10 protein-coding genes are annotated in these 9535 nt (G+C 73.1%); 5 read left to right on the top strand and 5 right to left on the bottom strand.

The annotated features are described in order from the left end of the window. Positions 1-174 precede the first annotated feature (174 nt). The 5 genes from H5J29_RS10800 (at position 175) to H5J29_RS10780 (ending at position 4101) form a co-directional block, all read left to right on the top strand. A complete protein-coding gene (locus H5J29_RS10800) occupies positions 175-705 on the top strand; it encodes a maleylpyruvate isomerase family mycothiol-dependent enzyme (RefSeq protein WP_181780797.1) in 531 nt (176 codons plus the stop codon). Positions 706-715: 10 nt separating this feature from the next. Then, positions 716-2344 (top strand): apolipoprotein N-acyltransferase, encoded by a 1629-nt coding sequence (gene lnt / locus H5J29_RS10795; RefSeq protein WP_181780796.1) that lies wholly within the window; start codon positions 716-718, stop codon positions 2342-2344. After that, positions 2337-3095 carry a polyprenol monophosphomannose synthase gene (locus H5J29_RS10790; RefSeq protein WP_181780795.1) on the top strand — a complete coding sequence of 253 codons (759 nt, stop codon included), beginning with the start codon at positions 2337-2339 and terminating at the stop codon, positions 3093-3095. The genes lnt and H5J29_RS10790 overlap by 8 nt, the downstream gene beginning before the upstream one ends. 5 nt (positions 3096-3100) lie before the next feature. After that, positions 3101-3592: a phosphoribosyltransferase gene (locus H5J29_RS10785; protein ID WP_181780794.1), complete on the top strand. Its 492-nt coding sequence runs from the start codon at positions 3101-3103 to the stop codon at positions 3590-3592. Positions 3593-3957: 365 nt separating this feature from the next. Next, a complete protein-coding gene (locus H5J29_RS10780) occupies positions 3958-4101 on the top strand; it encodes a hypothetical protein (RefSeq protein ID WP_181780793.1) in 144 nt (47 codons plus the stop codon). A gap of 7 nt (positions 4102-4108) precedes the next feature. Here H5J29_RS10780 and H5J29_RS10775 read toward each other — a convergent pair whose 3' ends face one another. From H5J29_RS10775 to ligD, 5 genes are all read right to left on the bottom strand, one after another. Beyond that, positions 4109-5749 (bottom strand): DUF885 domain-containing protein, encoded by a 1641-nt coding sequence (locus H5J29_RS10775; RefSeq protein ID WP_181780792.1) that lies wholly within the window; start codon positions 5747-5749, stop codon positions 4109-4111. A gap of 147 nt (positions 5750-5896) precedes the next feature. Then, positions 5897-6238, bottom strand: a complete 342-nt coding sequence (locus H5J29_RS10770) for an RNA polymerase-binding protein RbpA (RefSeq protein ID WP_181780791.1) — start codon at positions 6236-6238, stop codon at positions 5897-5899. A 334-nt stretch (positions 6239-6572) separates the two neighbouring features. Continuing rightward, positions 6573-7868 (bottom strand): MFS transporter, encoded by a 1296-nt coding sequence (locus H5J29_RS10765; protein ID WP_181780790.1) that lies wholly within the window; start codon positions 7866-7868, stop codon positions 6573-6575. A gap of 10 nt (positions 7869-7878) precedes the next feature. Next, complete coding sequence (locus H5J29_RS10760; RefSeq protein ID WP_181780789.1) at positions 7879-8646, bottom strand: glycerophosphodiester phosphodiesterase family protein; 768 nt, start codon at positions 8644-8646, stop codon at positions 7879-7881. Further along, a partial coding sequence (ligD, locus tag H5J29_RS10755; RefSeq protein WP_181780788.1) for a non-homologous end-joining DNA ligase occupies positions 8643-9535 on the bottom strand: 893 nt, incomplete at its 5' end. The genes ligD and H5J29_RS10760, both read right to left, overlap by 4 nt.

Raw genomic sequence — 9535 nt, 5'->3', positions numbered from 1 at the left:
CGGCCTGACGGTCACCGGCGACGCCCGGCACCTGACCGTCAAGCGGGCCGCGATCCTGGCCCACGCCAGCCAGGTGGACCCCGCCGACCTCCCCGAGCGGGACTTCGCCACCACCTACGGTCGTGAGTGGTTCCGTCGCCCCGCCCCGGCGGACCCGGGCCTGCTCGACCTGCTGTGAGCCCGCTGCACGTCGCGCTGGACGCCCTCCGCTCGGTGAGGGTGCGCCCGGAGGACCTCGACCTGCCCACCCCGTGCGCGGAGTACGACGTGCGCGGCCTGCTCACCCACGTCGTCGGCTGGCAGTGGGTCTTCGCCGACCGTCTGACGGGTCGGGGGCGCGGGGGCGACCCGACCCACCGGCTCGGCCACCCCGCCGCGGACCTGTCCGCCTCCTCGGCGGCGCTGCTCGCGGCCCTCGCCACCGCGCCCCCGGACGTCGAGCTCCCGTACCGCGGCCGCACACCGGTCCCGACCCTCGTCGCCGAGCTCGTGGCCGAGACGGTGTTGCACGGCTGGGACCTGGCCACCGCGCTCGGCACCTCGATCACGCTCGACGACGCGGTGCTCGCCACCGCCGGCGAGGGACTGACCCTGCTGCGCGGCGAGGTGTTCGGGGAGTCCGCGTTCGCACCGCCGAAGGCGGCCGGGACCGGTCTGGCGGGCCTGGTCGCCCGCAGCGGCCGGGACCCCGCCTGGAGCCCGTAGGCTCCTCCTCGTGGCCGCCCCCACCCTGGATCCCGCGCCGTCCGGCCCCGCTCCCGCCCGCGGACGCGCGACGCGCCTGTTCGCCCGGTTGCTGCCCGCTGCCGTGGCGGGTGTCCTCCTCTACCTGAGCTTCCCGCCGCGGGACCTCTGGTGGCTGGCGCCCCTCGTCTTCGCGGTGCTCGGTCCGACCCTGCACGGCGTCCGGGCCCGCCGCGGGTTCCTGCTGGGCTTCGTGTTCGGGCTCGCGTTCCTGGTGCCGCTGCTGTCCTGGACGGGCGGGTTCGTGGGCGCCCTGCCCTGGCTGGCCCTGAGCGTCGCGGAGGCGCTCTTCCTCGGCCTCGCGGGCGCAGGCATGGCCGTGACCGCCCGCCTCCCCGTGGCGCCGCTCTGGGGCGCCGCGATCTGGGTGGGGGTGGAGGCGGTCCGCAGCCGCGTGCCGTTCGGCGGGCTGCCGTGGGGACGGGTCGGCTTCGGCCAGCCCGAGGGCCTGTTCCTGCCCACGGCGTCGATCGGCGGCGTCCCGCTGCTGTCCTTCGTGACCGTCCTGGCCGGACTCGCGCTCGGTGAGCTGGTGCGCAGGCTGGTCCGCCGTGAGGTGCGCGCGACGGTCGTCCCGGCGGTGCTGCTCGTCGTCGCGCTGGGCGCGGGCCCGATCGCCGGGCTCGTGCCCGCCACCCGGAACGGCCCCGACGAGCAGGTCACCGTGGCGGCCATCCAGGGCAACGTGCCGCGGCTCGGGCTGGACTTCAACGCCCAGCGGCGTGCGGTGCTCGACAACCACGTGAAGGTCACCGAGCAGCTGGCGACGGACGTCGCCGCGGGCCGACAGCCCCAACCGGACGTCGTCCTCTGGCCGGAGAACTCGTCGGACATCGACCCGTTCCGCAACGCGGACGCCGCGCAGGAGATCTCCCAGGCCGCCGCGGCGGTCAAGGCGCCGATCCTGGTCGGCTCCGTGCTCGTGAACGACGACCGCACGACCAGCAACTCGATCCTGGTCTGGGACCCGGTGGCCGGGCCGGTGGCGCGCAACGACAAGCGCCGCATCCAGCCTTTCGGCGAGTACATGCCGTGGCGCTCGTTCTTCCGCCTGTTCTCCTCGTACGTCGACCGCGCGGGCAACTTCGTCCCCGGGCCCGGACCGGGCGTCCTGACGGCGGGCGGCGCCGACATCGGGATCGCCATCTGCTGGGAGGTCGCGTTCGACGACCTCGTGGCGGACAGCGTGTCCGCGGGCGCGACCATGCTCGCCGTGCCCAGCAACAACGCCACGTTCGGGCTCTCCGAGATGACCTACCAGCAGCTCGCGATGTCGCGGATCCGGGCGGTCGAGCACGACCGGCCGACCGTCGTGGCCACCACCTCCGGGGTCAGCGCCACGATCGACACCGACGGCCGCGTGACCGGACGAACCGGGCAGTTCGTCCCCGGCACCCTGGTCGCTGTCGAGTCCCTGAAGGACGCGACTACGCTGGCCACTCGGTTGCGGTCGGTCCCGGAGTGGGTGCTGACCGCACTGGGCGTCTCGGCGATCGCCGCCGCGGTCGTCGTCGGGCGGCGGGGTCGCCGCGGACACGGGACGTCCGCGCAGGTGGGGGCCGCGTCGGCGGCGCGGACAGGAGAGGACATCGATGGCTGAGCCTCCGGGACCGGTCCTGGTGGTCATCCCGACCTACGAGGAGCGGGAGAACCTCGGGCGCGTCGTCGCGCGGCTCAACGCCGCGGTGCCCGCCGCCGACATCCTCGTCGTGGACGACGCGAGCCCCGACGGCACCGGCGAGCTCGCCGAGGAGATGGCCGAGTCGGACCCGCGGGTCCGGGTGCTGCACCGCGAGGGCAAGAACGGCCTCGGCGCCGCCTACCTCGCCGGGTTCCGGCACGCCCTCTCCGGTGAGCACCAGGTCGTGGTCGAGATGGACGCGGACGGCTCGCACGCGCCGGAGGACCTCCCCGCGCTGCTCGCCGCACTGGACGACGGGCCGGGCGCCGACGTGGTGCTCGGATCCCGGTACGTCCCGGGTGGGCAGGTCGTGAACTGGCCGGTGCACCGGGAGTGGCTCTCGCGGGGGGCCAATGTGTACGCACGGATCGCGCTCGGCGTGCCGATCCGCGACATCACCGCGGGCTACCGCGTGTACCGCCGCCAGGTCCTGGAGGAGCTCGACCTGGACTCGGTGATCTCGCAGGGCTACTGCTTCCAGATCGACCTGGCGTGGCGTGCGCTGCAGGCGGGCTTCCGGGTGCGCGAGGTGCCGATCACGTTCACCGAGCGCGAGATCGGGTCGTCCAAGATGGACGCGTCGGTCATGGCGGAGGCCTTCGTCAACGTGGCCCGGTGGGGGCTCGAGCACCGGCTGTCCTGGCTGCGGCCGAAGGCCCCCCTAGGCTGATCGTCATGAGCGACGAGCGCGAGACGCTGACCTGGGAGCTGTTCGGGCAGGCGTCGCGGCAGCTGGCCGAGGAGATCGCGGACAGCGGGTACCGCCCGGACATCATCCTGTCCGTGGCGCGTGGCGGGCTCTTCGTCGCGGGCGCGCTGGGCTACGCGCTGAACGTGAAGAACCTGCACGTGATGAACGTGGAGTTCTACACCGGGGTGGGGGAGCGGCTGCCGCTGCCGGTCATGCTGCCCCCGGTCCCGAACGTCGTCGACCTCTCGGGGTCGAAGGTCCTGGTCGCGGACGACGTGGCGGACACGGGCGCCACCCTGAAGCTGGTCCGGGACTTCTGCGGCGAGCACGTCGCGGACGTCCGGTGCGCCGTGGTGTACGAGAAGCCGCAGAGCGAGGTGCGGTGCGAGTACGTGTGGCGCCGCACCCCGCTCTGGATCAACTTCCCGTGGTCCACCCTGCCCCCGGTCGTCGAGGCCCAGACCCTCGACGCGTAGGAGGCTGCTGGAGACCCCGGGCTGCAGCGAGCGGCGGCCAGGTGGTGACCGCGGGTCACTCCTTCCGGTGACCCGGGTAACGGGCGGACCGGCCGTCGGCGACGCTGCGAACGTGAATGCGTTTCGTCGACTGCTCGTCGCGTCCTCCGTCGGCCTCGCCCTCACGGTGGCGGCGGCGTGCTCAAGCGCTCCGACGAGCCCCACCGTGGATGTCCCACTGCCGTCGTCGACAGCACCGGCTCCGACGTCGGTGGCCTCCGGCAGTTCACGATCGGCCCGCGGGAACACGGTCCATCGTGGGCCAGGACGGGCTCACGGAGTCCAGTCTGGCGACGGGGCCGTCCTTCGGCTGTCTGGACCGCAGCATGTCCTTGCCGGACTCGTTGTCTCCCGCGTCGAAGTACCGTGGCGCCGTCGTGCTGGATTCCGCGAACTCCTCGGGCACGTTGATCTTCCGCCCGAACTTCACCGACGACGACGGCGGGTGGGAGTGGGCCTACGGAGCCTGAGCCTCGCTCACAGCACGGCGAGCTCCGCGGTCAGGTCGTCCAGGCCCAGGGAGCCCTGGGACAGGGCGGCCATGTGCCAGGCCTTGAGGTCGAAGGAGGCGCCGTGGGCGGCCCTGGCGGCCTCCCGGCCCGCGAGCCAGGCCCGCTCGCCCAGCTTGTAGCTGATGGCCTGGCCGGGGCCGCCGAGGTAGCGCAGCAGTTCGCTGTCGAGGAAGGCGGCGTCCCGCCCGCAGTACGCGCCGAAGAAGTCCCGAGCGAGCTCGGGTGTCCAGCGGAGCCCGGCGTGTAGCGGGGCGTCGGTGGGGACCTCCAGGGACAGGTGCATCCCGATGTCGATGATCACGCGGATGATCCGCATCATCTGGGCGTCGAGGTAGCCCATCCGCTCGCCGGGGTCGGTGAGGAAGCCCAGCTCGTCCATCAGCCGCTCGGCGTAGAGCGCCCAGCCCTCGATGTTCGCGCTGATCATCCCCGCGGACGCCTGGAAGGCGGACAGCCTGCCGGAGCACAGCGCCCACTGCGCCAGCTGCAGGTGATGCCCGGGGACGCCCTCGTGGTACCAGGTGCTCACCAGGTCCCACATCGGGAAGCGGTCGCGACCGAGCGTCGGCAGCCAGGTGCGCCCCGGGCGGGCGAAGTCCAGCGACGGCTGGGTGTAGTACGGCGCGGCCGCGCTGCCCTCCGGAGCGATCATCGTCTCGACGCGCAGCAGCTCCGGGGCGAGGTCGACATGGGTGCCCTGCAGCGCCGAGATCGCCCCGTCCATGATCTCCTGCAGCCGCTCCCGGACGGCGTCGACGCCGTCGACGATCTCGCCGTGCGTCTCGAGGTGGGTCATCGCGGCGCGGGGGGTGGAGCCGGGCAGGATCCGCTCGGCGAGCACGGCCTGTTCGGCGAGCACCCGGTGGAACTCGCTCCACGCCCACTCGTAGGCCTCGCGCGGGTCCAGGTCGGCGCCGGTCCACCGGCGGACCGCGGCCCGGTAGCGCTCTTCGCCGACGCCGTCGGGCGCGTCCTCGGTGTGCGGGCGGTAGTCCTGGGCGAGGAAGTCCCGCAGTGCCGCGAGCGCCGCACCCGCCGTGTCGGCGCTCCCCGCAGGTAGCCCGGCCTTCGCGGCGAACCCACCGAACCAGTCCGCGGCCAGCCACGACCCCAGCTGTCCGACGACGGCGTCCACCTGCCGGGGTGCCGCCACCAGGCCACGGCCGGCGCCTGCCCGCAGGGTCTCGGTGTAGCCGGCGAAGGCCTCGGGGACGGCGGCGAGCCGGGCGGCCAGGGCCGTGCGCTGCTCCGCGGTGTCCGTGGGCATGAGGGTGAGGACGGTCCGCAGGCTCTGGACCGGACCGAACAGGATCTGGACGTTGCGCAGGTGCTCGCCGAGCGTGCGGACGCCCTGGGCGCTGGTCAGGCGCTCGCGGAGCAGCCGGGCGCACCGGCGCTCGTCGCCGTCGGCGGGGTCACCGGCCTGGTCGAGGGCGGCGAGGGTGTCCCGGTCGAGGGCATCGAGGGCCTCCTCGCCCGCGGGGGAGAGGTCGGGGAGCCGGTCCTGGCCGGTGGGCAGGCCGAGCTCGGTCGCCAGCAGCGGATCGAGCTCGGCGTGGGCCGCGACGTGCGCGTCGGCCAGGTCCCGGAAGGTGCGCACAGACATGGCTCGACCCTAGACACCCCGGACACGGACATCCCCCGCACACGACGAAGCCGGGCCCCACGGGAGGTGGCCCGGCTTCGTGGTGCGGCTGGCGCGCCTGTCGATCGTGACCCGTTCGGGAGGGTCGGACGAACCGTCAGGCGACCACTACGCGATCTCCTGGCGCCGCTCGCGGAGCAGGTCGAGGCGTTCGTTGAGCAGCTCCTCGAGCTCCGGGATCGAACGACGCTCCAGGAGCATGTCCCAGTGGGTGCGCGGCGGCTTGGTCTTCTTCTGCTCGGGCTCGACGCCGTCCATGCGGCGGCCAAGACCACCCTGCGGGGACTCCCAGGTGGCGGGAGCCTCGGCGTCGTTCGCGAAGGCCACCTCGAACTCGAAGCCCGTCGCGGACACATAGCGGACCAGCTGCCGCGGTGCGAGGTCGTGGTTGCGGTCCGTCTCGTAGCTGACAGCCCCGAGCCGGCTGCCACGGAGCACGCGGTCGGCCATGCGTCTTCCTCCCGTTCTGCCGAGGGCACAACCCTCGACGATCGCGTCGTCGCCACCGGGTGTAACGTCGCGGGTGCAGACGTGCATTCCCGGTGGGAACAACTCCCGGGCTGCGTCGACGGCGTGCGGCCGCCGACAGCCGATTGCTGTCCCGGTGAGAGAGTGTCCCCCAAACCGCGCACTGCCACACGCGAATGTGACGTGTCAGCCGTCTGTGACTTAGCTCACCTATGCGGCGACGAGAGTTAACACAGGGGTCGGTCGGCGTTACCGAAGCTACCGCTCAGTACGGGTTTGCCCAGGTGAGGGTGGTTGCAGGCGGAAGCATCGATGATCACACCCGCGCGGGCGGACGCACCCGCCACAGCGCCAGCAGCCCCGCGGCGATCACCACGAGGATGCCCAGGATCCCGGCCCGGTCCGAGATGAGCGCGAAGACGCCGAAGAGGGTCGGTGCGAGGAACGACACCGCGCGACCGGTGGTGGCGTAGAGGCCGAAGAGCTGTCCCTCGCGCCCCGGCGGGCAGAGCCGCCCCAGGAAGGTCCGCGAGGACGACTGGGCCGGGCCCACGAACAGGCACAGGAAGAGCCCGAACACCCAGAACGCCGTCGGGCCGGAGACGAAGAGCAGGATCACCCCGGCGACCAGCATGCCGATCAGGGACCCCACGATGACCGGCTTCGGGCCGATCCGGTCGTCGAGCCAGCCCCCGGAGAGCGCGCCGAGTGCGGAGACGACGTTCGCGGCCACGCCGAAGATGAGGACGTCGTCCGCCCCGATGCCGTAGACGGACACGGCGAGCACGGCGCCGAAGGTGAACACCGCCGCGAGGCCGTCCCGGAACAGCGCGCTGGCGCCCAGGAAGTAGACGGTGTGGGGGGACGCCCGGTAGAGGTCCCGCAGGTCCGCGAACAGCTTGCGGTAGCTCGCGGCCACCCCCAGCCGCGCGGGTCGGTCCTCGGCGGGCGGGGTCTCCGGCACCGCCAGGAAGAGCGGGATCGCCGACAGCGTGAACCACACCGCGGCCACGAGCGCCACCACGCGGATGTTCAGCCCGTTCTCGGTCGACACGCCCAGCGCCCCGGCGGTCGGCCCGGACTCGCCCGCGATGAACAGGACGTAGACCAGCAGCAGCAACACGATGCCGCCGAAGTAGCCCATCGACCAGCCGAAACCGGAGACCCGGCCGATGGTCGACGGCGTCGAGACGCGCGAGAGCAGCGCGTTGTAGGACACCTCGGCGAGCTCGAACGTGATCGACCCGAGGGCCAGCAGGAGCACGCCGAGCCACAGGTAGCGCCAGTCGTCCTGCACGAGGAAGCCGAGCCCGGTCAGCACGACCGTGCCGACCGTCCAGACCGCGGTGGACCGCAGGACGTACCCGCCGCGGTCGGCGCTCTGCCCCACGACCGGCGCGAGCAGCGCGACGACCAGCCCCGCGGCGCCGACGGCCCACCCGAGCCAGCTCTGCGCGCTCACCGACCCCGGGAGGTCCGCCCCGACCGAGTCGGTGACGTACACGGAGAAGACGAAGGTCAGGAAGATCGTGGTGTAGGCCGAGGAGCCCCAGTCCCACAGCCCCCAGGACACGACCTGCCGTCGGGCGACCGGACCCGCATCGGTTGTCACCGCGGTGACTCTAGAGGTCGATCAAGAGATCGGGACGGTCCGACAGCAGCCCGTCGACCCCCATCTCCAGCAGCCGCCGCATCTCGGCCGGGTCGTTCACGGTCCACACGTGCACCTCGATCCCCGCCCGGCGGGTGCGGGCGAGCAGCGCCTCGTCGACGACGGTCAGCGGGCCGAACCGGTGCGGGAGCTGCGCGAGGCCGCCGCGCACCGGCGGGAGCAGGGCGTCCGGGACGGGGAGGGGGAACCGGTCGAGCCACGCACGGGACCGCAGGCCGAGGACGGCGCTGGTGCCCATCGACGTCAGCAGCCGGGGTCCGGCCGCGCGGGCGCGCCGCAGCCTGGCCTCGGTGACCGAGCCGAGGCAGACCCGGTCCCAGGCGTCGAGGCGTTCGAGGACGGCGAGGGTGGGGGCGACGACGTCGTCGGACTTGAGCTCGATCGTGATCCGGGTGTCCGGCAGCGCGGCGAGGACGGTCTCCAGTCGCGGGATCGGCTCGCGGCCCGCGACGAGCACCTCGTCCAGCTCGGCCGCCTGCCGGGCCCCCACCGGCCCGGACGCGTTCGTGGTCCGGTCCAGCAGCGGGTCGTGGTGCACCATCGGCACGCCGTCCGCCGAGGCGTGCACGTCCATCTCGAGGTAGTCGAACCCGCGCTCGACGGCGAGGACGAAGGCGGCCAGGGTGTTCTCGCAGCCCGCCAGCTCCCCGATGTGCCAGCCCCGGTGCGCGTACCGGCGCGGGTGGGCTCCGTCGAGGTAGGGATGCCGATCGCTCACGCCGAGGACCCTCCCACCCCGCGGCGAGGAAGCCGTTGCCGCTCGGTGAACAGGAGGGGTTCCAGGAGGTCCCCGTGGGCGTCGAGCCGCGCGGGCAGGGCGTCGAGGTCGAAGACCAGGTCGGCGGCCTTGCGACAGGCCCGCACCTCGTCCCAGGCCACCGGCGTGGCGACGGTCGGGCGGGCCCGCCCGCGCAGCGAGTAGCTGGCGATCGTGGTCTTCGCGGTGTTGTTCTGGCTCCAGTCCACGAAGACCTTGCCGCGGCGGCGCTGCTTCGCCATGACCGAGGTGACCGTGCGCGGCGACTCCTGCGCCAGCCGTTCGGCGAGGGTCTTCGCGAACTCGGTGGTCTGCTCGGCCGCGGACACCGTGACCGGCAGGTAGAGCTGCAGCCCCTTCCCGCCCGACGTCCGCGGGTACGCCACGAGACCGTCCTCGGCCAGGATGTCCGCGATGGCCTCCGCGACGCGGCAGCACTCGACCACCGTGGTCCCCTCGCCGGGGTCCAGGTCGAAGACGACGAGGTCGGGGGTGTGCCGTCCGCCGCGCGGGCCCACCGTCCACTGCGGAACGTGCAGCTCGAGCGCGGCCAGGTTCGCCGCCCAGGCCAGCCCCTCCTCGCTCTCGATCAACGGGAAGTCCGCGCTCTCCGAACGCCCGCCCGGTGTGCCGACGCGCTCGGTGCGGATCCAGGACGGCGCGTGCCGGGAGACGTCCTTCTCGAAGAACGAGGGCTTCTCGACGCCGTCCGGCCAGCGGACCATGGTCACCGGGCGGTCCCGCAGGTGGGGGAGCATGACCGCAGCGACGGCGCGGTAGTGCGCGAGGACGTCCGCCTTGGTGGTGCCGGTGAGCGGGTAGAGGACCTTGCCGGGGTTGGTGAGGGTCG

It is taken from the genome of Pseudonocardia pini, assembly GCF_013870575.1.
GTDB classification, from domain to species: Bacteria; Actinomycetota; Actinomycetes; order Mycobacteriales; family Pseudonocardiaceae; genus Pseudonocardia; species Pseudonocardia pini.
This window is presented reverse-complemented; position numbering and strand designations above follow the sequence as displayed.